The sequence below is a fragment of the Luteipulveratus flavus genome (assembly GCF_029439465.1).
GTDB classification, from domain to species: Bacteria; Actinomycetota; Actinomycetes; order Actinomycetales; family Dermatophilaceae; genus Luteipulveratus; species Luteipulveratus flavus.
Window position 1 is genome coordinate 1 of the sequence record NZ_JAROAV010000054.1, and the last position, 25,865, is coordinate 25,865.

General features: G+C 71.7%; 24 protein-coding genes, 1 tRNA gene and 1 riboswitch. Of the genes, 6 read left to right on the forward strand and 19 right to left on the reverse strand.

Annotated features, from left to right (window positions below):
* Positions 1 to 61 precede the first annotated feature (61 nt).
* From P4R38_RS19005 to P4R38_RS19035, 7 genes are all read right to left on the reverse strand, one after another.
* Positions 62 to 931, reverse strand: coding sequence for an HTTM domain-containing protein (locus P4R38_RS19005; RefSeq protein WP_277193534.1), 870 nt, complete (start codon positions 929 to 931; stop codon positions 62 to 64).
* The gene (locus P4R38_RS19010) at positions 931 to 1,407 is read right to left on the reverse strand and encodes a hypothetical protein (protein WP_277193535.1); all 477 of its coding nucleotides are present in this window, start codon (positions 1,405 to 1,407) and stop codon (positions 931 to 933) included. The genes P4R38_RS19005 and P4R38_RS19010 overlap by 1 nt, the downstream gene beginning before the upstream one ends.
* 68 nt (positions 1,408 to 1,475) lie before the next feature.
* Positions 1,476 to 2,261, reverse strand: coding sequence for an NAD(P)-dependent oxidoreductase (locus tag P4R38_RS19015; protein ID WP_277193536.1), 786 nt, complete (start codon positions 2,259 to 2,261; stop codon positions 1,476 to 1,478).
* 55 nt (positions 2,262 to 2,316) lie between these two features.
* On the reverse strand, positions 2,317 to 3,384 hold the full coding sequence (locus P4R38_RS19020) for a threonine aldolase family protein (protein WP_277193538.1): 1,068 nt from the start codon (positions 3,382 to 3,384) through the stop codon (positions 2,317 to 2,319).
* A 109-nt stretch (positions 3,385 to 3,493) separates the two neighbouring features.
* The gene (locus P4R38_RS19025; protein ID WP_277193540.1) at positions 3,494 to 4,042 is read right to left on the reverse strand and encodes a DinB family protein; all 549 of its coding nucleotides are present in this window, start codon (positions 4,040 to 4,042) and stop codon (positions 3,494 to 3,496) included.
* Positions 4,043 to 4,082: 40 nt separating this feature from the next.
* Entirely contained in the window at positions 4,083 to 4,805 is a 723-nt protein-coding gene (locus P4R38_RS19030; protein WP_277193541.1) for an SDR family oxidoreductase, read from the reverse strand.
* Positions 4,802 to 6,925, reverse strand: a complete 2,124-nt coding sequence (locus P4R38_RS19035; protein WP_277193542.1) for a DUF6421 family protein — start codon at positions 6,923 to 6,925, stop codon at positions 4,802 to 4,804. Before P4R38_RS19035 ends, P4R38_RS19030 begins: the two co-directional genes overlap by 4 nt.
* A gap of 124 nt (positions 6,926 to 7,049) precedes the next feature.
* On the opposite strand from P4R38_RS19035, the gene P4R38_RS19040 reads away from it, so the two are divergent.
* Together P4R38_RS19040 and P4R38_RS19045 are read left to right on the forward strand one after the other, a co-directional pair.
* Entirely contained in the window at positions 7,050 to 8,198 is a 1,149-nt protein-coding gene (locus P4R38_RS19040) for an acyl-CoA dehydrogenase family protein (RefSeq protein ID WP_277193544.1), read from the forward strand.
* Between the two features lie 14 nt (positions 8,199 to 8,212).
* Positions 8,213 to 8,977 (forward strand): SDR family NAD(P)-dependent oxidoreductase, encoded by a 765-nt coding sequence (locus P4R38_RS19045; RefSeq protein ID WP_277193545.1) that lies wholly within the window; start codon positions 8,213 to 8,215, stop codon positions 8,975 to 8,977.
* A gap of 115 nt (positions 8,978 to 9,092) precedes the next feature.
* Here the strand turns inward: P4R38_RS19045 and P4R38_RS19050 are convergent, their stop codons facing one another.
* Positions 9,093 to 9,641, reverse strand: a complete 549-nt coding sequence (locus P4R38_RS19050) for a hemerythrin domain-containing protein (protein WP_277193546.1) — start codon at positions 9,639 to 9,641, stop codon at positions 9,093 to 9,095.
* A 197-nt stretch (positions 9,642 to 9,838) separates the two neighbouring features.
* On the opposite strand from P4R38_RS19050, the gene P4R38_RS19055 reads away from it, so the two are divergent.
* Together P4R38_RS19055 and P4R38_RS19060 are read left to right on the forward strand one after the other, a co-directional pair.
* A complete protein-coding gene (locus P4R38_RS19055) occupies positions 9,839 to 10,624 on the forward strand; it encodes a hypothetical protein (RefSeq protein WP_277193547.1) in 786 nt (261 codons plus the stop codon).
* Positions 10,625 to 10,732: 108 nt separating this feature from the next.
* Positions 10,733 to 11,293 (forward strand): mycothiol transferase, encoded by a 561-nt coding sequence (locus tag P4R38_RS19060; RefSeq protein ID WP_277193548.1) that lies wholly within the window; start codon positions 10,733 to 10,735, stop codon positions 11,291 to 11,293.
* Here P4R38_RS19060 and P4R38_RS19065 read toward each other — a convergent pair.
* The 7 genes from P4R38_RS19065 to P4R38_RS19095 form a co-directional block, all read right to left on the reverse strand.
* Positions 11,290 to 11,772 carry a hypothetical protein gene (locus P4R38_RS19065; RefSeq protein ID WP_277193549.1) on the reverse strand — a complete coding sequence of 161 codons (483 nt, stop codon included), beginning with the start codon at positions 11,770 to 11,772 and terminating at the stop codon, positions 11,290 to 11,292. The two genes, P4R38_RS19060 and P4R38_RS19065, sit on opposite strands and share 4 nt — an antisense overlap.
* A gap of 336 nt (positions 11,773 to 12,108) precedes the next feature.
* A tRNA-Thr gene (locus tag P4R38_RS19070) sits at positions 12,109 to 12,184 on the reverse strand.
* Positions 12,185 to 12,370: 186 nt separating this feature from the next.
* Positions 12,371 to 13,009, reverse strand: coding sequence for a prepilin peptidase (locus tag P4R38_RS19075; protein WP_277193550.1), 639 nt, complete (start codon positions 13,007 to 13,009; stop codon positions 12,371 to 12,373).
* Between the two features lie 166 nt (positions 13,010 to 13,175).
* The gene (locus P4R38_RS19080; protein WP_277193551.1) at positions 13,176 to 13,904 is read right to left on the reverse strand and encodes a transglycosylase family protein; all 729 of its coding nucleotides are present in this window, start codon (positions 13,902 to 13,904) and stop codon (positions 13,176 to 13,178) included.
* Between the two features lie 5 nt (positions 13,905 to 13,909).
* Positions 13,910 to 14,059, reverse strand: a riboswitch (cyclic di-AMP (ydaO/yuaA leader).
* A 196-nt stretch (positions 14,060 to 14,255) separates the two neighbouring features.
* Complete coding sequence (locus P4R38_RS19085) at positions 14,256 to 15,722, reverse strand: threonine/serine exporter family protein (RefSeq protein WP_277193552.1); 1,467 nt, start codon at positions 15,720 to 15,722, stop codon at positions 14,256 to 14,258.
* Positions 15,723 to 15,725: 3 nt separating this feature from the next.
* Positions 15,726 to 17,594, reverse strand: coding sequence for a serine/threonine-protein kinase (locus tag P4R38_RS19090; RefSeq protein WP_277193554.1), 1,869 nt, complete (start codon positions 17,592 to 17,594; stop codon positions 15,726 to 15,728).
* Positions 17,595 to 17,685: 91 nt separating this feature from the next.
* Positions 17,686 to 18,120 carry a CBS domain-containing protein gene (locus P4R38_RS19095; RefSeq protein ID WP_277193555.1) on the reverse strand — a complete coding sequence of 145 codons (435 nt, stop codon included), beginning with the start codon at positions 18,118 to 18,120 and terminating at the stop codon, positions 17,686 to 17,688.
* A gap of 132 nt (positions 18,121 to 18,252) precedes the next feature.
* On the opposite strand from P4R38_RS19095, the gene P4R38_RS19100 reads away from it, so the two are divergent.
* Positions 18,253 to 19,671, forward strand: a complete 1,419-nt coding sequence (locus tag P4R38_RS19100) for an alpha,alpha-trehalose-phosphate synthase (UDP-forming) (protein WP_277193557.1) — start codon at positions 18,253 to 18,255, stop codon at positions 19,669 to 19,671.
* 13 nt (positions 19,672 to 19,684) lie between these two features.
* Entirely contained in the window at positions 19,685 to 20,461 is a 777-nt protein-coding gene (gene otsB, locus P4R38_RS19105) for a trehalose-phosphatase (protein WP_277193558.1), read from the forward strand.
* Here the strand turns inward: otsB and P4R38_RS19110 are convergent, their stop codons facing one another.
* The 4 genes from P4R38_RS19110 to P4R38_RS19125 are packed head-to-tail and all read right to left on the reverse strand — an operon-like array spanning position 20,462 to position 25,819.
* A complete protein-coding gene (locus P4R38_RS19110) occupies positions 20,462 to 21,472 on the reverse strand; it encodes a LacI family DNA-binding transcriptional regulator (RefSeq protein WP_277193559.1) in 1,011 nt (336 codons plus the stop codon). It abuts the gene before it with no gap.
* The gene (locus P4R38_RS19115; RefSeq protein ID WP_277193560.1) at positions 21,469 to 23,319 is read right to left on the reverse strand and encodes a glycoside hydrolase family 13 protein; all 1,851 of its coding nucleotides are present in this window, start codon (positions 23,317 to 23,319) and stop codon (positions 21,469 to 21,471) included. The genes P4R38_RS19110 and P4R38_RS19115 overlap by 4 nt, the downstream gene beginning before the upstream one ends.
* Positions 23,316 to 24,227: a sugar ABC transporter permease gene (locus P4R38_RS19120; RefSeq protein WP_409201287.1), complete on the reverse strand. Its 912-nt coding sequence runs from the start codon at positions 24,225 to 24,227 to the stop codon at positions 23,316 to 23,318. The genes P4R38_RS19115 and P4R38_RS19120 overlap by 4 nt, the downstream gene beginning before the upstream one ends.
* Positions 24,227 to 25,819, reverse strand: a complete 1,593-nt coding sequence (locus P4R38_RS19125) for an ABC transporter permease subunit (RefSeq protein WP_277193561.1) — start codon at positions 25,817 to 25,819, stop codon at positions 24,227 to 24,229. Before P4R38_RS19125 ends, P4R38_RS19120 begins: the two co-directional genes overlap by 1 nt.
* Positions 25,820 to 25,865 lie beyond the last annotated feature (46 nt).

Genomic DNA, 25,865 nt, shown 5'->3' on the forward strand with positions numbered 1-25,865 from the left:
GCATACCTGTGCCGAGCCCCAGCTTTTGCCAGGGGCCGGCAAAAGGTGGTCGCCGGCACGGCTATACCTGTGCTCGACGCCAGGTTCTGCCGGTGGGGGCGTCGACGGGCGGGTCCTCGAGGCCCGGGTCGCGCGGATCGCTGCGGGTCAGGCGCTCCAGCGGGAGGAACGCCAGCAGGCACACCACGGTCGGCAGGAAGTGGATCGACAGCAGCAGGAACGTCGACAGGTGGAAGAACAGCCAGAACGCCACGACCGCGTACAGCGCGCGCCCGCGCAGCCACAGCATGACCGGTGACGCGAACTCGGCGACGAACACCGACCACTGGAATACCTGGGTCAGCCACGGCATCCCGACCAGCCACTCCGACAGCGCCGACCCGCGCCTGGTCAGCGCCCACACCAGCACCGCCGACGATCCCCAGCCCCAACCGGCGTCGAGCACCTTGGCGATCGCCGCGAGGAAGTAGGTGGCGACCACCGCCACCTGGATGATGCGCAGCGTCCAGCCGGCCGACTCGCTCGTACGGCGGTCGCTCACGGCCACCCGCCCGACCAGCGGCAGCACGCACAGCGCCACCACGAGAGCGAAGTGGTCGTGGTTGATCTTGGAGTAGGAGTAGGCGTTGCTGAGCCAGTCGAGCATGCCGATCGCGCAGACCCAGCCGGCCAGCCGCGGCAGCCGCCCGGACAGCGCGACCAGCGCGGACAGGACGATCACCACGCGCAGCACCTGGACGTACACCGGTGACGGCGCAGGCAGGTGGAGCAGCTCGCGGAACGGCAGCGGCTTGTACAGCTCCGCCGGCACGTTGCCGTGGCCGATCGGGAACGCCGTGAGGACGAGCACGTCCAGCAGCACCACCGCGTAGACCAGGCGCCGCAACCAGGCGATCCGGGCGATCGGCACCTGCGGGAAGAACCAGCCCATCACCGCTCCCCCGGCTGCGCCGGATGCGCGACCGACCAGGTCGCCACGGTCGTACGCCGCTTGCCGACGACGGTGGAGTCCCGCAGCGTACTGACCGTGTCGACGAGGTGGACGGTGGCCAGGCGAGGCCGCTGCGGGGCGTACGACGCCCACATCACGGCGATCGCCTGCAGGCGCTGGGGCTCGTTCTCGATCCGGGTGGCCTGCCCCTCGATCTCCGCTCGCTCCAGCCCGATGCCGCCCCCACCCAGCGGGACGACGAGCGGCCGCCCGGTGACGTCGACGGCCTCGATGCCGAGCGAGTGGATCTCGCCGTTCGTGTCGACCTTGAACGCGAACTGGACCATCGGCGCGAACGGCCACGACCGGTCGTCCTCCCCGAGGGTCCCGGCGGTCACCGCAGCGGCGACCGCCAGCAGCACGGCCACGCGGCACATCCGCCCGCTCCGCGACAGGCGCCCGGTCTCCCCTGCCATGCACGCTCCCTCGTCCGAACCACGCCGCGCACACGGTACGCCGGGTCGGCCCGTCCTGTGGCCGCGGATCAGGACCGGGGCCGTGGGTACCGCCGGTAGGTCGCCGCGGCAGCCTGGTGGAAGCCGTCGGGCAGCCCGGCCTCGCGCATGGTCGTCGCGATCTCCTCCATCTCGCCGACCCAGCGCCAGCCCTTGGTCGCGGCGGAGCGCTCAGCGGCCGCCAGCCGGTCCGCGAGCTGCGGCAACGAGTGGGCCCACTCGTTCGCCAGCTCGTCCTCGACACCCTCGGCGCGCGCCAGGTCCCGAGCGGTCAGCAGGAGTGCCGCGCTGCCCTTGGTCCACGACGCGTACGCCATCTTCAGCGCGGACGCCACGCCGACGCCACCGGACAGGACCAGGCACTCGACGGTCGTCCCGGCGAAGAGCTCCGCGACGCCCGGGGCCGACGGACCGGAGAGGTAGAGGCGCGTCCCCTGCTCGTGGGTGGGGGGCGACCCGACGATGCCGCCGTCGACGAACCTCGCGCGCGGGACGAGGCCGGCCACCTCGCGTACCGTGCCGGGCGACACGGCGTTTGCGTCCACGTACACACCGCCGAAGTCGTGGGCCAGGGCCGCGGTCGCGAGCGCCGCGTGCGGCGGGCAGATCGACAGCACGATCCCGGCCCGTTCCAGGAGGGCGTCGACGGTGCGCACATCGGTCAGGCCGGCCTCGCGGGCGCGGGCTGCGGTCGCGTCGCTGCGGTCCTGCGACGCCCAGAGCACCTCGGCGCCGGCGCGCACCAGGCACGCGCCCACCGCGGCGCCCATCGCGCCGGGGTGGAGCAGTCCGACCGGCACGGACCCCACGCCCATGAGGACATCCTGCCCTCGCGAGCGGGCCTGCGCTCGGGACGCCGCAAACTCGCCCTCAGACGCCGCCGAGCTCGGCGCGTACGGCGGCGGCGAACGCGTCCACGTCGGCCTCGGTCGTGTCGAAGCCGCACATCCAGCGGACCTCGCCCGTCGACTCGTCCCAGAAGTAGAAGCGGAACTTCTCCATCAGCCGCTTCGACACCTCGACCGGCAGGACGGGGAACACCGAGTTCGCCTGCACTGGGCGGGCGATGCTCAGCCCCGGTACGCCGTCGACCGCCCCCGCGAGACGCCGCGCCATGGCGTTCGCGTGCTCGGCGTTGCGCAGGTAGAGGTCGTCGGTCAGCAGCGCGATCAGCTGGGCGGAGATGAAGCGCATCTTGGACGCCAGCTGCATCGAGGTCTTGCGCAGGAACTTCACCCCGCGGACGGCGTCCGGGTTGAGCACGACGACGGCCTCGCCGACCATCAGGCCGTTCTTGGTGCCGCCGAAGGACAGGATGTCGACGCCGACGTCGGTGGTGAACGCCCGGAACGGCAGGCCGAGCGAGGCGGCGGCGTTGGACAGCCGGGAGCCGTCGACGTGCAGAACCCAGCCGCGCTCGTGGGCGTACTCGGCGATCGCGCGGATCTCCTCGGCGGTGTACGCGGTGCCCAGCTCGGTCGTCTGCGTGATGGACACGACCCGCGGCTGGGCGAAGTGCTCGTCGCCGTCGCGCTCCTGCGGCAGCGTGCCGAGCAGCGCGGGCGTGAGCTTGCCGTCCGGCGTGTCGACGGTGTGCAGCTTCAGGCCGGCGACGTGCTCCGGCGCACCACCCTCGTCCACGTGGATGTGTGCGGTGGTCGTGCACACCACCGCCTCCCACCGGGCCGTGGCCGCCTGGAGCGCGACGACGTTGGCGCCGGTGCCGTTGAAGACCGGGAACGCCTCGGCCTGCTCCCCGAAGTGCTCGCGGAACACGCGCTGCAGGTCGGCGGTGTAGACGTCGTCGCCGTACGCGACCTGGTGGCCGCCGTTCGCGCGGACGATCGCGGCGAGCACCTCGGGGTGGATGCCCGAGTAGTTGTCGCTGGCGAAGCCGCGGTCGGACGGGTCGTGCAGGGGGTTCAGCTCATCGGTCACAGGTTCGATGCTCTCAGGGTCGTCGGAACAGGATGCCAGCGGCGCCACCCCCAGGACGCCGGGCGAGCCCGGCGAGCGCCCCAGCGCGAGCCCGAGTGGCGTCAGGGGGTCATTGGCCGGTGCGGCCGTCGATGCACTCGCGCAGCAGGTCGGCGTGCCCGCAGTGGCGGGCGTACTCCTCGATCATGTGCACCAGCACGTCGCGCAGCTCCACCGTCTCCTCGCCGAGCGGCACGGAGACGTCGAACGACGCGGCGCTCTCGACGTACGCCTCCGCCGCCGCGACCTGCGCCTCCCAGTCGGCCCACGCCCGGCTCACCACCTCGTCGTCGGCGACCACCCCGTTGAAGTCGAGGTCACCGTCGTCGGCCGACCAGTAGATCCGGTCGACCTGCTGCTGCTGCATGACGCGGACGAACCAGTGGTGCTCGACCCGTGCCAGGTGGCGGATGAGCCCGAGCAGCGACATCGTCGAGGGCGGCACCGAGCGCCGTGCCAGCTGCTCGGCGTTCAACCCGTCGCACTTCATCTTCAACGTGAGCCGGTAGAACTCCAGGTATCCGAGCAGCGTCTGCCGCTCGCCGGTGGTGCTGCTCTGGTCGCGCGGGTCGTCCTCGGGGTCGACCCACATGTCGGGGTGCTTGCGGTCGGTCGTCATGCCATCAACCTCGCCCGGGATCGCCCGCACTGCAAGGCTTTTAGCGCCCGTCGAGGATCGCGCCGTTGATCTCGCTCGCCGGCTTGTCCCACAGCCCGACCAGCGTCTGGGCGACCTGGTCGACGTGCGTGAAGCCCTTGAACTTCGCCTCCGGCTTGGCCTCCTGCATCGCCGGGGTCAGCAGCGCCATGATCCGGACGACGGTGGCCGCGGCCTGGCTGCCCTCGAACGAGTCAGCGACCGCGCGGGTCCAGACCTCGGTGGCTGCCTTGGCGGCGGCGTACGAGGCGTTCGTCGCCGACGGCTTGTCGACCTGCACGCTCGACACGATCGCGAGCCGGCCGCGGGGCGACTCTTTGATCGGGTCGTGCAGCGCGCGGGAGGCGTGCTGCAGCGTACGAATCAGGCTGTCGTGCAACGCGTCCCAGTCGGCGAGGTCGGACTCGACGATGCCCTTGCCGCCGCGCCAACCACCGACCAGATGCAGCAGGCCGTCGACCTGGCCGTGCTCCTGGACGAGCTCGTGGCCCCACGCGAGGGTCGACGGCTCGTCGAGCAGGTCGACGACGGCAGTCTCGACCCGGCCCGGACCCTCGATGCCGGCGACGGCCGCGTCCAGCTTGGTCGGGTCGACGTCCACCGCGACGACGGTGGCTCCGCCCGCGACCAGGCGGCGGACGACGGGCGGACCGGCAGCACCGGCCGCTCCCGTCACCACGACGACCAGGCCGTTGGTCGAGCCGGACGTGCTGGCGTCGGTCATGCGTTCTCCTTGGTGAGCTCCGGGGTCGACGCGGTGATGCCACTGGTCGACGCGATCACGTCGGCCATCTTCTTACGCAGCGCCTCGTAGAACACGTTCAGGGGGAACTCGTCCGGCTGCGCCAGGTCGGTCAGCCCCTTGGGCGGCCCGTCCAGCGGGAGCGCCTGGGCGCCCTTGGCCCAGGTCGAGGCCGGGTGCGGCGCCACGTACGAGGACACGAACTCGTACGACGCCAGCCAGTGGCCGACCCGCGAGCGGTCGATACCGGAGCGGTACAGCCGCTCGACGTCCTCGCACAGGGCGATGACGACCTTGGGGACGCGTCGCCAGTCGAAGGACAGCTTGTTGTCCGTCCAGCGCAGCGCGTCGCCTCGATGCAGGTAGGCGAACATCAGCTGCCCGCCGAGCCCGTCGTAGTTGCGGACCCGGTCACCGGTGATCGGGAAGCGGAACAGCCGGTCGAACAGGATCGCGTACTGGACCGAGCGGGCGTACGCCTGGCCCTGGGCCTCCAGGTCGACCGCCTGCCGGAAGGTGTTCAGGTCGCAGCGCAGCTCCTCGAGCGCGTACATCCAGAACGGCATCCGCTGCTTGATCATGAACGGGTCGAACGGCAGGTCGCCGTGGCTGTGCGTGCGGTCGTGGATGAGGTCCCACATCGCGAAGGTCGACTGGGCCAGCTCCTGGGAGCCGACCAGCCGCTCGGCGTCCGGCGGCAGCTGCAGGCTGAGCAGGTCCGCGGCGGCGGAGACGACGCGGCGGAAGCGCGCGCCCTCGCGGTCGCAGAAGATGCCGCCCCAGCTGAACTTCGGGACCTCGCGCACGGCGACGGTCTCCGGGAACAGCACGGCGGAGTTGGTGGCGTAGCCCGGGGTGAAGTCGATGAAGTTCAGCGCCAGGAACATCCGGTTGTCGTAGGTCTCCTCGACCTTGGCCAGCCAGTCCGGCCACTGCACCGAGATGAGGAGCGCCTCGAAGACGCGGTCGAGGTTGCCGTTCTGGGTGTACATCGGGAAGACGACCAGGTGCTCGATCTGGTCCTCGCGGCACAGGTCCGGGCGGAAGGCCATCAGCGAGTCCAGGAAGTCCGGCTTGGCGAACCCGGACTCGACCCAGCGGTCCAGGTCGACCGGCAGCGCCTCGAGGTACGCCGCGTCGTGCGGGAAGCGCGGGGCCAGTGCCGCGATCTGCGTCTTCATCGTCGCGACGAGCTCGCCGGCGCGGGCGTGCTGACCGGCGTCCTCGATCGAGCCGTCCTTGGTCTGCAGGAGCCGCAGCTCCTCGACGGCGGCCTTGAGCGCGAGCCACTCGGGCGCGGACGCGGCCTCGCTGGTCGCCGCGGCCGCGCCGCCCGCGCGGCCGGCACCGGAGGCCCAGGTGACGACGTTGGTCCACAGCCGGGCGTTGTCCAGCTCGTCGATCGAGTCGTCGCCGACCAGGTCGGAGTCCGCGAGGACGACGACGCGGCCCGCGCCGTACCGGGTCGCCACGGCGAGCGGCTGGCCGGCGGGGTACGCGGTCGCGCTGGTCCGGGCGAGGACGGTCGCGTCGGCCGCGGCCGAGACGTCGACGACGCCGGCGCGGTAGAAGCACATCTGGTCGACGCCGGCGAGCAGGCCCTGGCCCAGACCCTCGCCGGGCTGGCCGAGGACCCAGGTGGCGTTGCCGAGGTGACGGCGACCGCCGTCGGCGGACTCGTGGACGAGCGTGCTGGTCACGCGCAGGCCGAACCGGCCGAGCAGCTCGTTGAGGTTGTTGCCGTAGCTGTCCTGATCGCACTCGGCGAGGACCACCAGGCCGCCGCCGTCGCGGACGTACGCCTCGACGGCGTCCAGCTCGCTCTCGTCGAGCGCGGGCGGCAGGTCGCCCATCACGCGCTCGGAGCGGGCCTCGGCGGGGTGGGCGATGACGAGCACGTCGTGCTCGGCGAGCGCGTCCTGCGTGAGCGCGCCGCTGCTGTGAGCGCGGACCTCGAGCCCACGCGCCGTCAGGACCTCGGCCGCGCGCGCCAGGCTGGCGTCGGCCGGGTTGGCGGGGTTCATCGTCGCCGCGACCTCACGGCTCAACGACCACGCGCTGCTGTGCGACTGCTCCACGAGCACCTTCGGGAACACACTCACCACTGCCACCACTTCATACGGGAGTTTTTACGGTCGCAGACAGCGTAGACGGGAGATTCTCCGCTGAGCAACCGGAACGGCTCCCGTGACCGAAGCCACATCCGCGGCCGTTACCCTCGTCGCCATGCCCGTGCAGCGCCTCATGCCGACACCGGAGTCGGCTGACCTCATCGAGCTCACCCGCGACCTCGCCCGTCGCGAGCTCGCCCCTCGTGTCGACGCCGCCGAGAAGGCGGCCGAGATGCCCCGCGACGTCTACCTGACCCTCGGCGAGGCGGGCCTGCTGTCCCTCCCCTACCCCGAGGAGTACGGCGGCGGCGGACAGCCTTACGAGGTGTACCTGCAGGTGATCGAGGAGATCGCGCACGCCTGGATGTCGGTCGCCGTCGGCACCTCGGTGCACTCGCTGTCCTGCTACGCCCTCGCCACCGTCGGCTCGGAGACGCAGCGCAAGGAGCTGCTCCCCGACATGCTCAGCGGTCGGCTGCTCGGCGCGTACGGCCTGTCGGAGCCCGACGCCGGCTCCGACGTCTCGGCCATCTCCACCCGCGCGCGGCGCAGCGAGGACGGGTCGTCGTACACCGTCCGTGGCCGCAAGGCGTGGATCTCCAACGCCGGGTACGCCGACTTCTACACGACGTTCGTGCGCACCGGTGACGACCCGACGCGCGGGCTCTCCTGCCTGCTGATCCCCGCCGACACCGACGGCCTGTCGTTCGGTGCGCCCGAGCGCAAGATGGGCCTGGCCAGCGACCCCGTGCGCGAGGTCGTCCTCGACGACGCGGTCGTCGACGCCGGCCGCCTGATCGGCGAGGAGGGCGAGGGCATGAAGATCGCGCTCGCCGCTCTCGACTCCGGTCGCCTCGGAATCGCCGCTGCCGCAACGGGACTCGCGCAGTCCGCCCTCGACGTCGCGATCGCGTACGCGAAGGAGCGCCGCCAGTTCGGGCGGGCCATCGCGGACAACCAGGGCCTGGCGTTCCTGCTGGCCGACATGGAGGCCGCGGTGTCCTCGGGTCGCACCGCCTACCTGTACGCCGCCCGGTTGCGTGACGCCGGAAGGCCGTTCACCCGCGAGGCCGCCGTCGCCAAGCTCGCCGCCACCGACGCGGCGATGAAGGTGACGACCGACGCCGTCCAGGTGCTCGGCGGCGCCGGATACACCCAGGACTTCCCGGTCGAGCGGATGATGCGCGACGCCAAGGTCACGCAGATCTTCGAAGGCACCAACCAGATCCAGCGCCTGGTGATCTCCCGCCAGCTGCTGAAGTAGAGAGGCCCAGTTCCTTGCAGATCAACGACTCCACCGTCGCGCTCGTCACCGGCGGAGGTTCCGGGCTCGGTGAGGCGACCGCCCGCCGCCTGTCCGCCGACGGTGCCGCTGTGGTCATCGCCGACCTCGAGCAGTCGCGCGGCGCCGACGTCGCGGCCTCCCTCGGCGAGCGCGCCCACTTCGTCGCCACCGACGTCCGCGACGGCGAGCAGGTCCAGGCCGCGATCGACGCGGCGACCGGGCTCGGCGACCTGCGGGTCGTCGTCAGCTGCGCGGGCGTGGCGACGCCCGGGCGCATCATCGGCAAGCGCGGCGTGCACGACCTCGACCAGTACCGCTCGGTCGTCGAGATCAACCTGATCGGGACGTTCAACGTGCTCCGCCTCGCCGCCGAGGCGGTGGCCGGCAACGAACCCATCGACGGGGACCGCGGTGTCGTGGTCATGACCGCCTCCGTCGCGGCGTACGACGGCCAGGTCGGGCAGGCGGCGTACGCGTCGTCCAAGGGCGGCGTCGTCGGCCTCACCCTCCCCGCCGCACGCGACCTGGCGGACAAGGGGATTCGCGTCATGACGATCGCGCCCGGCACGTTCGAGACGCCGATGATGGCCGGGCTGCCGAACGACGTGAAGTCGGTGCTGGAGAAGCAGGTGCCGCACCCGTCGCGTCTCGGCGCCCCGGAAGAGTACGCCTCGCTGGTGGCGCACATCGTCGACAACCCGATGCTCAACGGCGAGGTCATCCGGCTGGACGGCGCCCTGCGGATGCCGCCGCGCTGACGGGCGCCCGGTCCGCCGACGGGCCCACCTTTCCCTCGAGAGGCCCACTGATCCGCTGCGGATCGGTGGGCCTCTCGGCGCGTAGGTGGGCCTGTCGGTGAGCTGCACCCGCGGCTCAGCTCTCGTCGTCCGGCAGCTTGCCTTCCTTCTCGGCACGCGCGACGACCTTCTCGACGTACGCGATCGAGCCACAGTCCTGGTCGAGCAGCTCGCTGCGCCTGGCCGCCCACGCGCTGCCGAGGTCCTGGCGGACCTGCTCGCCGACCTCCGTGCGGGCCGGGTTGAGGATGGTCTGCTCCTCCTCGCCGATGTGGTGGTTCAGCGCGGTGGCGAGATCCTCGACGGCGTCGTCGAACTTCTGGGTGTCGGTGCCCTTGCACTCCAGCAGGTGCAGCAGCGCCTGGTTGCCCTCGGCGTGCTCCTCCTCGCCGTGCTCGGCCTCGTGCTCACCGATCGCGTCCTTGCTCCGCAGCTGCGGGTAGACCTTCTCCTCCTCCGCCTCGCCGTGCGCGATGAGCACCGCGGAGAGCGCGGCCCGGGCCGCATCCCGGTCGGCGGTGACGTCGCGCAGGTCGCGCAGCAACGCCTCGAAGAACCGGTGGTCCTCCAGGATCAGCTGGACGACGTCGCCCTGGGTCGGTCGGGGGATCGCGATCTCGGTCATCACCCCTTCATACCCGTTGACCGCGACGGGCACACCGCCCCGATGCACGGACGTCGAGGCATCCGGCACGCGTTGCGAACGATTCGGTAACGACGGCCGGATCCGCCGATTCGCCCACTTACAGTTTCGTGGCCGCGCGGCGATGCGAAGGGCACCATGCCTCAGACCCGTGCGCCATGTACAGGGGGACTTCTTCCTTGCTTCGTTCTGCCCGGGCGCTCGCCCTCTCCGCCGTCATCGCCACCGGCCTCGGTGCCGCCGTGGCCCCGCACGCCGTCGCCGACTCCGGTGACTCCAAGCGCCTACACGCCAACACTCTGCGCTCGAAGGTCGCGCACGTCGTCGGCCCCGAGGGCGGTCCGGTCATCGGCAGCTGCTCGCTCGTGGTGCCGAGCACCGCCCGCGTGGTCAACGACTGGCAGTCGATCCCGGTCCGGGTCACCGGCGGCTGCGCGATCAGCGACACTCCGATCGCCGCGTGGTACGTCGGCTCGTACGACGCCCCCAGCGACTTCATCTTCTTCGGTGACTTCAGCGACTCCGGAGAGGTCTACGGCTCCCGCACCTCCACGTGGGACGTGTTCGACAACACCCAGCTGGGCCGGCGCACCTGGCAGGACGACTTTGCGTTCACCGGCGACCAGACCGCGCAATACACCCAGAACAACCCGGTCACGACGGTGAAGGTCGGCTCCTGGGCGGCCCTGTCCACCACGCGCTCGGGCAGCAAGGTCACGATCAACACCCGGGTCTCCCGCTACTCCACGGCGTACCACAAGCCGATCGCCTGGGCGGGCGCGACCGGGACGATCCAGTTCCGCGCGGCGGGCACCTCCACCTGGAAGGGCCTGAAGTACGCCACGGCCAACAGCGCCGGGACGTACAGCTACAGCTACATCAACAGCGCCAAGGGCGACTACCGCGTGGTCTACAACACCACTCCGTACATCTGGGACGCGACCAGCGCGTCCTCGACCCGCTGACCCGAGCGCACCGCTCACAGCGCGCCCGGCCGCTTCGGCGGTCGGGCGCTCTGGCGTTCACCGGACGCCGGACGCCGATCGTCCGGAACCGGCCGTACCGTCCGAGCCATGGATGGAGACACCACCGCTGGGTACGTCGAGCCGCCCGCCGTCGGGGACGAGGCGTCGACCCTGCTCGGCTCGCTGGAGCGGCAGCGCGCGACCTTCCGGTGGAAGTGTGCCGACCTCGACCACGCCGGTCTGTCCGCGCGGGTCGGGGCGTCGACGCTGACGCTGGGCCGGCTGCTGAAGCACCTGGCGTACATGGAGGACCTCAACTTCACCGGCGAGCTCGGCGGTGCGCCGCTGCCCGAGCCGTGGGCGTCCGTACCCGAGGAGGGCCGTTCGGAGTGGGCGTTCGAGTCCGCCGACGCCGACAGCCCGCAGACCCTGTACGCGCTGTGGGACGCCGCGGTCGCCCGGTCGCGCACCGCGCTCGAGGCGGCGGTCAGGGCGGGCGGCCCGGGCGCCACGTTCGCGTCGGGTCGGGAGTCGCTCCGGCGGTTGATCGTCGACTTCATCGAGGAGTACGGGCGCCACGCCGGCCAGGCGGACCTGCTGCGGGAGTCCGTCGACGGCCGGGTCGGAGAGGACCCGCCCGGCCCGGTGCGGGCGTACGAGCTGGGCTAGTCCGCCGCCGTCGGATGGCTGATCGGCAGACGCCACCAGGGAGTCGGGACGTCACTGCCACCCGCTGCCGCTGCGAGCGCCCGGGCCACGCGCATGGTGATCTGGCCGGCGGCGGCGAGGAGCAGCAGACCCATCGGAACCTCCAGCAGCAGGGCGGTCAGCAGCGACTCGGCCTGGTCCTCGGACGTCGCGGTCATGGCGTCGAACCATGCGTCGATCAGCATCATGGTGCCGGCGGCGGTAGCGGTGACCACGGTCATCAGCCTGCGCTTCCAAGCCAGCCACGCCGTCGCGCCGAGAGCCAGCGCCAGGGCGATGTCGAAGCCCGTCCAGGTCCACTCCCACCTCCGGGCGGCGTAGTGATGGGGCAGCGCGAATGCGATGTAGACCGTCCACGGCACCAGCACCAGGGACCCCAGCGCCGCCAGGGGCAGGATCAGTCGCCGACGCCGGCGTACGACGTCACTCTGGACGGTCACGGGTGGCCTCCTGTGGGTCAACGGTCCGGCCGCGCGTGCGCACGACCGGGACGGATGGCTCGAACCTATCCGCGCCACCGCACCCCGCCGAACCGACCGGCATGCCAATCCGGGCGGTTCGCTCTGCTCCCGGGTCCGCCCTTGCTGCGAACTGCTCTGCTGCGCGCCGCTCGTCCGGGCCGACCGAAAGACCGACCTGGGGAGCCCACATGGACCTGAACGACGAACAGCAGTCAGCGCTGAGCACCGCAGCGCCGAGGGAGAAGAGGCCCGAGCGGTCCTCGGCGGCAGCGGTGACGACCGGTAGACGATCCCGCGATCACGGGGTGACGTACGTGGAGCCGGTGACAGGAGTCGAACCCGCGACATCTTCATTACAAGTGAAGCGCTCTACCAACTGAGCTACACCGGCGAGCAGGCACGCCCGTGACGGTCGCGACAGCCGCGACGATGCTACCCGCCCGACGAGGCGGACGCCGTCGCCGACAGCCAGCCACCGGGGCTACCTCGCACGATCCCGCGGCAACCGGCCCCCGATCCGGCACCGTCCGGGGCCACCTCCCACGATCCCGCGGCAACTGGCCCCGGACGGTGCCGGTCAGACCGCGAGGAAGGCGACCAGGGCGCCGAGCAGCATGGACGGGCCGTACGCGAACCGGGTGGTCCGTGACGCCCCGCGCGCGACCAGCACGCTCGCCCACAGCCCACCGAGCACGAACCCGGCCCCGATGCCGAGCAGCGCGGTCGGGAGGCTCAGCCACCCGAGACCGAGCCCCAGCAGCACCGCCAGCTTGAGGTCCCCCAGCCCGAGGCCGCCCAGCACGAGCACCAGGAACACCACGAACGCCAGCCCCGCGGCCCAGAGCGCCGTGGACATCCGGTGCCAGTCGGACTCGACCGCCGACGCGAGCACCAGCAGCCCACCCACCACCGCCGACCCACCGAGGGTCAGCGCGTCCGGGAGGCGGTGCACCTGCAGGTCCACCGCCGCGAGCGCCGCCCCGGCGGCGGTGAGCACCGCGTACGCCGGCCAGGCGGCCTCCAGGTCGACCCGCGCGAGCCCCCAGGCGGCCGTACCCCACAGCGCCGCGATGACGAGGACCACCCAGCCGAAGGAGGTACGGGACGCGGCCGTCTCGTACGGCAGCCGCCACCGCCCGGAACGCAACCAGGCGCGTACGCCGAGCCCGACGGCACCACCGGCGGCGGTCGCGACGGCGACGAGGAGAGGAAGCACCCGCACATGATGCCCGGACGAGGCGTTCACAGTGGGCGCCCCTGTGGACAACCGGTGACCGTCATGAGCGACCGGCCGGCCGGGGTCGGCGAGACGCGATGCGGGCACGCCGCAGGGCCGGTCGGAACGAGTCCGGCCGGCCCTGCGGGGGGCGTTCAGGGTGAGGTCAGAGGACGTGCGCGTTCAGGTAGCGCTGGAGCCCGGCCACGGTACGGGCGTTCAGGTAGGAAGCGCCGTCCCGGGAGATGCCGATGCGGGACTGGAGGGCCGCGACCGTACGCGGTCCGATGCTGCCGTCCGGGGTCACGCCGACCTTGCGCTGCAGGGCGCGCTTGCTGATCGGGCCGAACGAGCCGTCCTGGGTGACGCCGACCCACTTCTGGACCGCACGCGTCGTCTTCGGGCCGAAGGAGCCGTCGACGGCCAGCTTGCCGACCGTCGAGGTGCTGCCGCCGCGCGAGGTGGTGCCGCCGCCGCCGACCTGGACGGCCAGACCGTTGCTGCGGGTCAGGCCCGCGCGCCGGGAGCAGACCGGCCAGGCGCCTGGGCCCTGGTTGGCCAGTACCCGCTGGGCGATGCGGATCTGGGTGTCACGGCTCGCGCGGTTGGCGGTCGAGGCGTACGCGGTGCCGCCGTACGCGCGCCAGGTGCCGGAGGAGAACTGCAGACCGCCGTAGTAGCCGTTCCCGGTGCTGATCGACCAGTTGCCACCGGACTCACAGGCGGCGACGCGGTCCCAGACGTTGGCGGGCGTCGATGCGTGCGCCTCACCGGCGGACGCGAGGCCGACGCCGGTGGTTGCTGCGGCGGAGGCCACCGCGACGCCGACGACACGACGGCCGTTGACGCCACGGGTACTCGACTGCTCGGAGGCATGCTTCGGGGAGTAGCGCACAGTGCTTCCTTCCTGACGAACGCCTGTGAGGTGAGCTGTCGGGTTCGGGCTGTCAGGTGCCCGGCCGGCGGACCGGCTTCACCCCAAGGCTCACGCGGACGTGAGCCGGAAGTGGTTCCCCCACCCTCGTCATGCGCCCCGGGCCATCCGGGGAATCGCGCCTCTGAGACGAGGTTCGGCGTTCGGGCGCGCGCAACAAAGCAGTGATCTATGCAGTTGTCCGGCGGCCAGAAGGCTGCGCTGGCGGGAATATCGCCCGCTGTGGGCCAAACGTTACGGGTTTTGACGTCGATGATCGATGTCTGTCATATCCCCCACAACGCCGGCATTTTGCGGTATAAGCGGGTTCACTCACCGGCGGCGAGCGCGTCTGCGCTGCACGATCGGCCGGTCGAACGGCGCCGACAGCACGTCCCCGAGGACGACGCCGGTGCTGATCGCGAGCGCCACCGCGGCCGCACCGACCAGCGTCGCGACGCCCGCCGCCGGACTCGCCACCGCATGGGCACCGACGGCGCTGCCGGCGATGGTCTCGTACATGCCGCGGAAGATTCGCAGGCCGGGGAGGAGCGGCGACACGGCCGGGACGACCATGACCAGAGCCGGCGCACCCAGCCGCAGTGCGAGCAGCCGCCCGATCACCCCGACCCCGACGGCCGCCGCGCCGACCGCCGTCGTGGTGCCGACGTCCACCAGCCGGCTCAGACCCTGCGAGACGGCGACCGCGCCGAGGCCGAGCCCGGCGGTCGGCAGCAGCATCCGGGGGCGCGACCGCATGGTCAGGGCCGCAGACATCGCACCGACGGCGCCACCGGCGAACGCCAGGACGATCTGCGGCTGGACGTCGGAGAGGTTCAGCCGCTGCGGTGTGCTCAGCCCGAGGTCCAGGGCGGAGTCGACCCGCAGCGTGATCTGCAGCCCCGCGGCGACCCCGACGATGATGCCGGCGGCGGTGAGGACCACCGTCAGCATCCGCCCGGCTCCGGTCACGGGATACCCCGTGATCGCGTCCTCGACGGCCGCGACGAGGGTCCGGCTGGGGAGCAGCACGACGATGCCCGCGGACACCGCCACCGCGAAGCCCGTCTCGCTCATGTCCGGCCCCGGCAGCGACCGGGTCAGCACGTACGCCGCCCACGCGAGCACCGTCGCGGCGGCGCCACCGGCACCCGCCACGTAGAACGCCGGGAGTCCCCGGGCCTTCAGGTACCTGCCGAGCACGTCGATCGCCAGCGACGACAGGACCGCCACGACGATCGCCACCGACCCACCGCCGAGCAGCGTCGCCACACCGCCGGCCAGGCCGCCGTACCCCAGCATCACCAGCCAGCGCGGGTACAGCCGCGGCTCGCGCTGGATCTGCTTGAGGTCGTGCACCGCGCTGTCCAGGTCGAACGGGGTGCTGACCAGCCGGTCCACGAGCTGGTGCACGGCGGTGAGCCGGGCGAAGTCGCGCGAGGAGGACCGGACGACGCGCAGCAGCGTCACGGGCGCACCTGCCGACGTCGGACACTGCACGAGCAACGACTGGTTGGTGATGTCGACCTCGACCCGCCGTACTCCCGCGGCCGCGGCCACGGCGACCACGCTGGACTCGACGTCCCGGGTGCCTGCGCCGCAGCGCAGCAGCAGCTCACCGACGCGGACGGCGAGGTCGAGCCGCTTGCGGGTCTCCGCCTCGGCCTCGGGCTCGGTGCTCATCCGCGGGTCGCGGTACGGCGTCAGCCGCAGGGCGTCCGAGATCGGCAGTGGCTGGGTGACCGGCTCGCCGCGCAGCAGTCGCTCGCGCGGCTTCCAGCGGGGCTTGTCCTCACCCATGGGTCAGCGCTGCGGGATGTCCGGGAGCCAGTCGTTCACCGACCAGCTCGGGCTGCCGCTCATGGGCCACCAGCTGATGTCGCCGCCGTTGCCGTACGACCAGACCGCGCACGCGCCCGCGATGACGACGGCGAGCGCGACGACCACCTGCGTCGGCGGCTGGGAGGGCAGCGCCCCGCGCACCATGCTGCGAGAGCCGCGCCTCATCGAGGTGCCGCCCGGGCCCCACCACAGCACCCAGCAGACGACGATCGCGCCGACGGCGAGTGGCAGCCCCTGGTCCAGACGGGGGTCGTCGCCGCTGCGCATCGCGAGGGCGAGCGCCGTCGTCACCGCGGCGCACGCGCCCACGAACGCGGGGACGAGCAGGGCGAAGATCGTCCCGAGCACCGCTCGGGTCAGGTGCCACGGCGAGGCGACCACGGCCATCACGCCGTCCGAGCGACGCCGGCCGCCCTCGTACCGGCGCATCACCATCGCGGTCATCGACCGGTCGACGAGCCGGGCCGCGATGCTCCACAGCACGATCAGGGTGAACCCGAGCAGCGGCCACACCGCCGCCAGGCCTACGGCCGCTGCGAGCAGCGCGGTGAGGCTCCAGCTGCGGGCGGCCTGGCCGATCCGGGGGTCGGTGCCCGGAGGTCGCCACTGCTCGGCCGAGGCCGGGCCCGGGCCGGGGCCCGCCTGCCACCGGTCGGCCTGGTGGGTCGGGCTCGCGCCGGTGACGGGAGCCTGCGGCTGGGCGGCGGGGTAGGGCCGCGGCGGGGACGCGTACGGGTTCTGCTGCGGTCGCGCGGCCGGCATCACTCCGGTCGGGTCCGGGTTGCGCGTCGGGTTCGGCTGGGTGGCGTGCGCGACCGGCGTCTGCTGCGTGCTGGGGTGCGGGGCCGAGGTGGGGATCGGCTCGGTGATCGGCCGCTCGCTCGGCGGGGCCATCAGCGGGATGCCGGTGGTGTGGCCGCCCGCGGCGTACTCCTCCATCTGCGCGAGGACGCGGTCGGCGGTCGGGCGCTGCTCCGGGACCGGCGACAGGGCGCTCTCCAGCAGCGGACGGAGCCGCTCGTCGACCCCGGACAGGTCGGCCTGTCCGCGGGTCACGCGGTCCAGGACCACCGGCATCGGGCCGCGGCCGAACGGCGCCTGCCCGGACGCGGCGAAGGCGAGCGTCGCCGCCCAGCCCCACCAGTCGGTCGACTCGGTGACCGGGGCACCCTCGACGACCTCCGGCGAGAGGTACCCCGGCGTCCCCATGACCAGGCCGGTCATCGTCAGGCGGACGTCGTCGGCGACGTGCGCGATGCCGAAGTCGATGAGCACCGGGTCGTCGCCGACCATCAGCACGTTGCCCGGTTTGAGGTCGCGGTGCACGATCCCGGCGGCGTGGATCTCCCGCAGGGCGTTGGCCAGACCACGGCCGAGCATCACCAGCTGCTGCGGCCCGAGCGGGCCGCGCTCCTCCACGACGTCGTCCAGCGGCGGGCCGGGGACGTAGCGGGTGACGAGGTAGGGCCGGTCCCCCTCGACGTCGGCGTCCAGCACCGGCGCCACCGACTCGTGCTGCACCCGCGCGAGCGTGCTCACCTCGCGGCGCAGCCGGTCCCGCGCGTCGGCGTCGTGCGCGATGTGGGCCCGCAGCACCTTGATCGCGACCTCGGTGCCGTGCGCGTCCAGACCCTTGTGCACCACGCCCATGCCGCCCTCGCCGAGCTTGGCGACGAGCCGGTACGGCCCGAGCGTCTCGTACGCCGGCGGCAGCTCGGAGGTCGGGTCGTCCTCGATCATGGCGCCGTGCGCACCGCGCATCAGCCCTCCCCGCGGCAGCCGGTGGGCGGCCGTCGAGGAGTCACCGTGGTCGCGCGGGTCAGCGGTCATGGCACAACGGTATTCGGTCCCACCTGAGTGTCGGCTCCGAGCGCGCCGAGCCCACCCTGATCCGGACCTGGGACCGCGGGCGGATGCTCGATCAGCGCTGGATGTAGTCGGTCAGCTGGTCCCGCTCGGCCTGCAGCTCGTCGATGCGGTGCTTGACGATGTCGCCGATGCTGACGATGCCGGCGAGGCGCCCGTCGATCATCACCGGGACGTGCCGGATGCGCCGGTCGGTCACCTCGCGGGCGACGGACTCGATCTCGTCCTCGGGCGCGCAGGTGTGCACGTCGGAGGTCATGATCCGGCTGATCGGCGTAGCGAAGAACCCCTCGCCCGCCCCCGGCAGCGCCCGGACGACGTCCCGCTCGCTGACGATGCCAGCGACCGCTCCCGCCTCGGGGTCGTCGGAGACGACGACCGCACCGATGCGGTGCTCGGCCAGGAGCGTGACGAGGTCCTTGATCGTCGCGTCGCTGCGGATCGTGACGACGGACCGGCCCTTGTGGCGAATGACATCGCTGATGCGCATGCCTGAATGTATCGCCCGGCACGCGCCGGAGTCATCGAACGCGCACGCCGGGATCGCCTGCCCGAGGAGGCGTACGAGGCATGCTCCCGGTGCGGATAGGGTCGAGGGCACCGATGACCCTGAGGGGCTGATGTGAGTTCTGCACGCACGTACGACTTCGTGATCGCGGCCAACCGGCTCCCCGTCGATCGGATCGTCCACGACGACGGATCCGTGGAGTGGCAGACCAGTCCCGGCGGCCTCGTGACCGCGATGGAGTCGGTGATGCGAGGGCGCGAGGCGGCGTGGGTGGGCTGGTCCGGGCAGCCGGACGAGGCCCCCGAGCCGTTCCTGGACAACGACCTGCTGCTCGTCCCCGTCCCGCTGAGCGCGGACGAGGTCGCGGCCTACTACGAGGGCCAGAGCAACGACAGCCTCTGGCCGATCTACCACGACGTGATCGTGCCGGCGACGTTCAAGCGGCGGTGGGCGGCCGCGTACGAGAAGGTCAACCGGCGGTTCGCGCAGCAGTGCGCCGAGGTCGCCGCACCGGGCGCGACGGTCTGGGTGCACGACTACCAGCTGCAGCTCGTGCCGCGGATGCTGCGCGTGCTGCGACCCGACGTGCGCATCGGCTGGTTCAACCACATCCCGTTCCCGCCCGTCGAGCTGTTCGCACAGCTGCCGATGCGGCACGCCATCCTCAACGGTCTGCTCGGCGCCGACTTCCTCGGGTTCCAGCGGCCGGCCGACGCGGAGAACTTCCTGCGCGCGTGCCGTCGCCTCCTCGGCGCCCGCACCAAGGGCGACGTCGTCGACGTGCCCGAGACCGACCGTCGGGTCCGCGCGGCGGCCGTGCCGATCTCCATCGACGCCGGCGGCCTGGCCGAGCTCGCCGAGAGCGAGCCGGTCCGGCAGCGGGCCAAGGAGATCCGGGAGCAGCTGGGCAACCCGCGCACGATCCTGCTCGGGGTCGACCGGCTCGACTACACCAAGGGCATCCGGCACCGGATGAAGGCGTTCGGCGAGCTGCTGGACGACGGACGGCTCAGCGCCGACGACACGATGCTGGTCCAGGTCGCCTCGCCGAGCCGGGAGCGGGTCGCCGCCTACCGCGAGCTGCGCCACCAGGTCGAGCGCACGGTCGGCAACATCAACGGCGCGCACTCCCCTCTCGGCTCCACCGCCGTGTCGTACCTGCACCGGTCGTTCCCCCGCGAGGAGATGGCCGCGCTCTACCGAGCCGCCGACGTCATGCTGGTGACGCCGCTGCGGGACGGGATGAACCTCGTCGCCAAGGAGTACGTCACCTGCCACGAGGGTCCCGGGGCGCTGGTGCTGAGCGAGTTCACCGGCGCAGCGAACGAGCTGCGGCAGGCGTTCCGCTGCAACCCGCACGACATCGAGGCCCTGAAGAACACGATCATGGCCGCCATTGAGGCCCCTGCCGCGGAGCGCAACAGGCGGATGCGCGCCCTGCACCGGCAGGTCACCCGCAACGACGTCCAGCACTGGGCCGGCAAGTACCTCGACGCCCTCGAGCACGCGCCCGAGAAGCCACCGGCCCCCTGACGCAGGAGACCCGATGACCGACGTGCCCGCACCCCTGCTGTCCGCGCTCGACACGTACGCAGCCCGCGCGCGGGTGCTCACCGCCACCGACTTCGACGGCGTGCTCGCCCCCCTGGTCGACCGCCCGACGGACTCGCGACCGCTGCCCGGGTCCATCGACGTCCTCACCGCGCTCAGCGGCCTGCCCGGGACCACCACGGCGGTGGTGTCCGGCCGGGACCTGCAGTCGCTGCGCCTGGTGAGCGGCCTCGGGACCGACTCCTCGGTGGTGCTGATCGGGTCGCACGGCGCCGAGGCGAGCCAGGACCTCGGGCTCGGCACGACCATGGACGCCGCGGCGCGCGCCCGCCTCGGCGCGGCGACCACGTACGTCGAGGACATCGTCGCCGGCCACCCGGACACCCGGATCGAGCGCAAGCCCGCCGGCGTCGTCCTGCACACCCGGCGGGTGGACGAGGCGCAGGCCGCGTCCGCGACCGCCGCTGCCCTGCGCATCCCGGACGCCGACCCCGGCATCCACGCGATGCGCGGCAAGGACGTCGTCGAGCTGAGCGTCCTGACGGTCACCAAAGGCCTGGCCCTGCAGGCGCTCGCAGAGTCCAGCGCGTCCGAGTCCGTGCTCTACCTCGGCGACGACGTCACCGACGAGAAAGCCTTCGCGGTCCTGCAGCAGGACCACCACGTGACGGTGAAGGTCGGTGACGGGCCGACCTGCGCCCGCTACCGCGTGCCCGCTCCGGACGCCGCCGTCGCGGTACTGCGCGCGGTGCTGGACCGACGCAGAGGCTGATCAGCGCGGGGCGCGCGCGGTCGAGCCCCGGACCACCAGCTCGGGCGCGTACAACGCGTCGCCCCGCGGGTGCGGACGACCGCCGATCTCGTCGACCAGCGCCCGGACCGCCGCCTCGCACATCGCGCCGACGTCCTGACGGACCGTCGTCAGCGGCGGATCGGTGAACCCGGAGATGAGCGAGCCGTCGTACCCCACGACGGACAGGTCGTCGGGCACGCGCAGCCCGGCCTGGCGGGCGGCGCGGACGACGCCGAGCGCCATCAGGTCCGAGCCGCACACGATCGCGGTGACGTCCCGCGCGAGCAGGGCCCGCGCGGCGAGCACACCGCCCTCCACGCTGAACCACGTCTCGGCGACCAGCTGGCCGGGGTCCGCGACGCCGAGCCGCTCGGTCGCGAGCCGCCGGAACGCCTCGACCTTGCGGACGACCGGCACGTACCGGTGCTGGCCGGTGGCGAGCCCGATCCGCTGGTGCCCCAGGGAGATCAGGTGCGATACGGCCAGCTCGACCGCTCCGGCCTCGTCGTTGGACAGCGAGGGCGCGTCGATCTCGTCGCGGTGGCCGTTCAGCAGCACGATCGGCAGACCGCGCGACCGCAGCTGGACGTACCGCTCGACGCCGACGTCGAGGTTGGCGTGCTGCCCGCTCACGAAGATCACGCCGGCGACGCCGCGGTCCAGGAGCATGTGCAGGTAGTCGTCCTCGTGGACGCCGCCGGGCGCCTGGGTACACAGGACCGCGGTGTAGCCGGAGGCGGCGAGGCTCATCTGGATGGTCTGCGCGAACAGCGGGAAGATCGGGTTCGTCAGCTCGGGCACGATGAGGCCGACGGTGCCGACCATCTGCTGGCGGAGCGCACTCGGGCGGTCGTAGCCGAGCACGTCGACCGAGGTGAGCACGGCCTCCCTGGTCGCCTGCGCGACGCCCGGCCGGTCGTTGAGCACGCGGCTGACGGTCGCCTCGCTCACCCCGGCGTGGTGCGCGACCTCGGACAGACGCACGCTCACGGAGTCCCCCTCTGCTCGTCCCAGGCCCAGACCGAGACTTGCGGACCTGGCGCGTCGATCGTCGCCTCGGCACCGTTGCGCTGCAACGGCTTTCCGACAACGGTACGTGAACGCTCGATGCCCGGGAGACGGTCGACGGGCAGACCGACGCGCACCGGACCGCGAGCGCACAGGACGAGGACGGTCTGCTCAGGCGTCTCTCGCAGGAAGACGAGGGCGTCCTCATCGGTGTGGACCCAGCGCAGGCCGCCGCGCCGGAGCGCGACCAGCTCGCGACGGGCCGCGACCAGCTGCCGATAGGCGTCGAAAAGGTCGGTTTCCCAGTCGGACTCGTCCCACGGCATCGGTCGCCGACCGTCCTCGCCGAAGGCGCCCTCCATCCCGATCTCGTCGCCGTAGGTGATCATCGGGATGCCTGGCATGGTGAGGAGCAAACCGGCCGCCACGACGACGTACGACGGGTCCTCTCCCACGAGCGTGCGGACACGGGTGGTGTCGTGCGAACCGACGAGGGTGAAGCTGTGTGCGCGCGACCGCCACGGGACGATCGCGCCGAACTCGTCCATCGTGGCCGCGACGGCATCGCCGCCGAGCCGAGGCACCATGAGCGGTGAGCCGAGGAACTTCGGGGCAAAATCGTTGTCCCGCAACCAGGTCCACACTGGACGGGTGAAGCCCGAGTAGTTCATGACGCCGTGCCAGCCGTCGCCCATGGCGTCCTGGCTGTGGTCGTGGCAGTGCTCGCCGACGAGCAGCGCGTCGGGTCTCGTGTCCACGACGACCTTGCGCATGTGCCGGGCGACCTGGTGGTTGACGTCCTGGGCGCCCCAGCGGCCGGTCATGTTCGCGACGTCGACACGCCAGCCGTCGAGGGCGTCGTCGCCCTGGAGCCAGCGGCGGACGCCGGAGTCGTCGGCGTCGAACAGTCGCTCGCGCAGGCCGCCGCTCTGGTGGTTCAGCTTCGGGAGCGACTTCACCCCGAGCCAGGAGACGTAGTCACCGGACTCGTCGTACAGGTAGAAGTCGCGCTCGGGCGCCTCCGGGTCGGCCTGCGCCGCCACGAACCACTCGTGCGTGACGCCGGTGTGGTTGGTGGTGAGGTCGCCCATCACCCGTAGCCCGCGGGCGTGCGCCTCACGGACCAGCAGGCGCAGCGCCTCGTCCCCGCCGAGCACCGGGTCGACCCGTTCGAACGACTCGGCGTCGTACCGGTGGTTCGACCGCCCGGGGAAGAACGGCGTCAGGTACAGGGTCGTGACACCGAGCCGCTCCAGGTGGTCCAGGTGCTCACGGACGCCGTCGAGGTCTCCGCCGTACAGCTGGTGCCCGTCGTACTCGCGGTCGGTCAGAACAGGCTCGTCCCACGGGGCCGGGATCGCCCAGTCGGGTGCGTCGTCCGCCACCGGAGGGCGACCGGACGAGCGAGCGAACCGGTCCGGGAACACCTGGTACACCACGGAGTCCAGCGCCCACTCGGGCGGTGGCGCGTAGGTGGTGAGCCGGAAGTCCGCCGCGTCCGGGACGTCGCGGTCGTGCACCCCGGTGCCGTTCAGCCAGGCGTACCCACCCGGTCCGCCCTTGAGGATGAAGCGGTACGACGTCACCGGGTTGTGGCAGACGACCTCGCCCTCCCACCAGGACTCTACGTCGTCCTGGACCACCACGCGCAGCGAACGGAACTCCGGCTCGCCGTCGGTGACCTGACGGACGTGCACCTCCTGCGTGTCGTACGCACGAGGCACCCGGACGCGAACCCTGACCCGCTCGCCGGGCTCGGGAGCGGACGTCGAGACGTACAGGGCCGACCCGTCGTGATGCGGTCGGTCCAGCAGATGCGGTCGGTTCACTTCACCGACCCGGAGGTCGCGCCGCTGATCAGCTGCTTCTGGAAGGCGAGGTAGAGCAGGACGGTCGGCACCGAGCCCAGCAGCGAGCCGGCGGCGAACTGCCCGAACAGCCGGTTGGCCTCGTTGCCGTAGCTCATGCCGTACAGACCGACCGCCAGGGTCTGCTGGTCGGAGTCGAGCAGGAAGATGCTGGCCAGCATGAACTCGCCGAACAGCCCGACGAACGCGAGCATGAACACGGTGACGAGGATCGGCGCGACCAGCCGCAGGGTCATGGTGAAGAAGATCCGCGCGTGCGAGGCGCCGTCGACCAGCGCCGCCTCGTCCAGCTCGCGCGGCACGGTGTCGAAATAGCCCTTGAGTAGCCAGATGTTCGAGCCCATCGCGCCACCGAGGTAGGCGAGCATCAGCCCCATCGTGGTGTTCAGCCCGAACGGCGGCAGGATGTCGCCGATGTGCGAGAACGTCAGGTACAGCGCGACCACCGCGAGCAGGGCCGGGAACAGCTGCAGGAGCAGGAGGGCCATCAGCCCCGGACGGCGACCGCGAAAACGCAGTCGCGAGAACGCATACGCCGCGCACGCGCCGATGAACACCGTGGCGAGCGCACCGCCACCGGCGATGACGACGGCGTTCTTGTACCAGGTCGTGAACGGCCGGGACGGGTCGTTGAACAGCCGGTCGAAGGCGTCCAGCGAGAACGAGCTCGGCAGCAGCTCGGTCGTGGACAGGGAGCCGGACTTGTTGAGCGCCGCGGACAGCAGGAACACCACCGGGAACAGCGCCCACATCAGCGCGACCACGCCGAGGACGTGTCGCCACCAGGTGCCGCCGGACTTGCGCGGCGGCTGGCTCTCCTCGGCCGCGTCCGGGACCGGGACCGCCGTCGTCTGCGTGAGCATGGCCATCAGTTGATCTCCTCCAGACCCTTGGTCCGGCGGAACGCCGGGATGCTGATCAGCGCGACGATGATGAAGATGAAGATCGAGACCGTCGACGCCAGACCGTAGTTCGGGTGGTTCCCGGTGAAGGCGAGCCGGAAGGCGTACGTGATGAGCAGGTCGGTCGATCCGATCGACGCGTCACCCTCGACGAACGGGCCACCCTTGGTCATCAGGAAGATGAGCCCGAAGTTGTTGAAGTTGAAGGCGAACGACGCGATGAGCAGCGGACCGACCGCCACCATCAGCAGCGGCGTGATGATCGAGCGGACCGTACGCCACGCCGACGCGCCGTCGACCTTGGCCGCCTCGAGCACGTCCGTCGGGATCGACTGCAGCGCACCGGTGCACACGATGAAGAAGTAGGGGAAGCCGAGCCACAGGTTGGTCAGCAGGATCGCCGACTTGGCCGCCCAGGGGTTGCCGAGCCAGTCCACGTTCAGGCCGGTGAGGTCGTTGATGAGACCGAAGTCCTGGTTGAACATCGAGGCCCACACCAGCGCCGTCACGAACATCGGGATCGCGTACGGCAGGATCAGCAGCGAGCGGTAGACGCCACGCCCCCGCATCCGCCGGTCGTTGAACAGCAGCGCCAGCAGCATGCCGAGCACGAACGTCGAGGCGACCGAGATGAGCGCGAACGCGACGTTCCAGGCGAAGATCTTCAGGAAGCCCGAGCGGATCGTCTCGTTGGTGGCGACCGTCTTGACGTTGCCGAGGCCGACGTTCTCCTTCCACCCGACCGGCAGGGCCTCGCCCTGACCGTCGCGCGGCACCCACTGGGCGTTCTTCGCGACGTACACCCGCTTGGTCGCGGTGTCGGTGAGGGTGCCGGCGCCCTTGTCCCACACCAGGGTCGGCTTGCCCTCGAACGCCTCCGACAGACCGACCGCCTTGATGCCGCCGCCGTCGCTCGTCGGCACCGCGAACTTCTGGATGTCCGGGCGCGCGTTCACCTGCCGCGGCGTGAGCACGGTGAAGCCCGGCGCCTGGGTGATCCGGCCGGTGCCGACGCGGATAAGGCCGTCCTGGTCCAGCGGCGCGAGGCCGCCGGTGGTGCCGTCGTACGTCTTCTTGTCGGGCGCGGTGAGCAGGAAGTGCGGGTCGCCGGCGGTCACGGACTCGCCGGCCTGCACCGCCACCGAGAGCTGGTAGCGGGGTGCGCCCGGGACCTCGCGCACGGAGTAGGCGAGGTTCTGCGCGGTGGCCTGCTCCTTGCTCACCAGGTGACCGTCGCCGTAGTTGGTGAACGAGGTCATCGCCGTGTACGCGATCGGCCACACCTGCAGGCCCAGGCACAGCAGAAGGCCCGGCAGCAGGTACTTCATCGGCACGGCGCGACCGGTCGCGTACACCGCGAGCACGGCCAGCGCGACCATCGCGGTGAGGCTGACGCCGAGCCAGTGGCCGTCCTCGGCCAGCCGGGTGGCGACGTAGAGCGCGACCGCGAGAGCGGCGACGATCGCGAGCCACTTGGCGGCGTGCGCCCACAGCGGCGTACGGACCGGGCCCAGGCCGGGGGGCTGGTCGGCGGCGAGCTCGGTGCTCGACGTACTCATGGGTGGCTCCGTCTGGTCACGGTCGGCGAGGAGGTGGGGGTGGGGG

Excerpts from the sequence above, each read along its gene's own strand:
- P4R38_RS19005 (WP_277193534.1), bottom strand. The coding sequence starts at position 931 with ATGGGCTGGTTCTTCCCGCAGGTGCCGATCGCCCGGATCGCCTGGTTG.
- P4R38_RS19010 (WP_277193535.1), bottom strand. The coding sequence starts at position 1,407 with ATGGCAGGGGAGACCGGGCGCCTGTCGCGGAGCGGGCGGATGTGCCGC.
- P4R38_RS19015 (WP_277193536.1), bottom strand. The coding sequence starts at position 2,261 with ATGGGCGTGGGGTCCGTGCCGGTCGGACTGCTCCACCCCGGCGCGATG.
- P4R38_RS19025 (WP_277193540.1), bottom strand. The coding sequence starts at position 4,042 with ATGACGACCGACCGCAAGCACCCCGACATGTGGGTCGACCCCGAGGAC.
- P4R38_RS19030 (WP_277193541.1), bottom strand. The coding sequence starts at position 4,805 with ATGACCGACGCCAGCACGTCCGGCTCGACCAACGGCCTGGTCGTCGTG.
- P4R38_RS19040 (WP_277193544.1), top strand. The coding sequence starts at position 7,050 with ATGCCCGTGCAGCGCCTCATGCCGACACCGGAGTCGGCTGACCTCATC.
- P4R38_RS19050 (WP_277193546.1), bottom strand. The coding sequence starts at position 9,641 with ATGACCGAGATCGCGATCCCCCGACCGACCCAGGGCGACGTCGTCCAG.
- P4R38_RS19060 (WP_277193548.1), top strand. The coding sequence starts at position 10,733 with ATGGATGGAGACACCACCGCTGGGTACGTCGAGCCGCCCGCCGTCGGG.
- P4R38_RS19085 (WP_277193552.1), bottom strand. The coding sequence starts at position 15,722 with ATGGGTGAGGACAAGCCCCGCTGGAAGCCGCGCGAGCGACTGCTGCGC.
- P4R38_RS19090 (WP_277193554.1), bottom strand. The coding sequence starts at position 17,594 with ATGACCGCTGACCCGCGCGACCACGGTGACTCCTCGACGGCCGCCCAC.
- P4R38_RS19095 (WP_277193555.1), bottom strand. The coding sequence starts at position 18,120 with ATGCGCATCAGCGATGTCATTCGCCACAAGGGCCGGTCCGTCGTCACG.
- otsB (WP_277193558.1), top strand. The coding sequence starts at position 19,685 with ATGACCGACGTGCCCGCACCCCTGCTGTCCGCGCTCGACACGTACGCA.
- P4R38_RS19120 (WP_409201287.1), bottom strand. The coding sequence starts at position 24,227 with ATGGCCATGCTCACGCAGACGACGGCGGTCCCGGTCCCGGACGCGGCC.
- P4R38_RS19125 (WP_277193561.1), bottom strand. The coding sequence starts at position 25,819 with ATGAGTACGTCGAGCACCGAGCTCGCCGCCGACCAGCCCCCCGGCCTG.